This is a genomic window from Xenorhabdus sp. KK7.4 (assembly GCF_963876465.1).
Taxonomy (GTDB): Bacteria; Pseudomonadota; Gammaproteobacteria; order Enterobacterales; family Enterobacteriaceae; genus Xenorhabdus; species Xenorhabdus stockiae.
Genome location: NZ_CAWNQF010000051.1, coordinates 1 through 389 on the forward strand (window position 1 = coordinate 1; position 389 = coordinate 389).

Consider the following 389-nt stretch of genomic DNA (forward strand, 5'->3'; position numbering starts at 1 on the left):
GTCTTCGGATTGGGGTATTGAGAGACTCCTCAATAGTTGTCATATGACACCCTACTGAGTGTTTCAAATTTTCAGCTTGTTCCAGATTGTTAAAGAGCATGTATTGGTAAACCGGCAATGACGCCCGCTTAACAATACCTTCATTGGCGCCGTCTTTCACCCGACTCCCGAGCAAAGTGGCGTCCCCTAGGGGATTCGAACCCCTGTTACCGCCGTGAAAGGGCGGTGTCCTAGGCCTCTAGACGAAGGGGACTTCAAGTCTTCTTCGCAGACGCTGCTCGTCTTACATGCATCAGACAATCTGTGTGAACACTCACATTTCACCATCATAGGTTAAGGAGGTGATCCAACCGCAGGTTCCCCTACGGTTACCTTGTTACGACTTCACC

At 49.9% G+C, this 389-nt stretch carries 1 tRNA gene and 1 rRNA gene; both read right to left on the bottom strand.

What is annotated here, in order from left to right:
- Nucleotides 1-177: 177 nt before the first annotated feature.
- Nucleotides 178-253: transfer RNA gene (locus AACS90_RS05610), tRNA-Glu, on the bottom strand.
- Nucleotides 254-334: 81 nt separating this feature from the next.
- Nucleotides 335-389, bottom strand: a 16S ribosomal RNA gene (locus tag AACS90_RS05615); the annotation flags it as partial.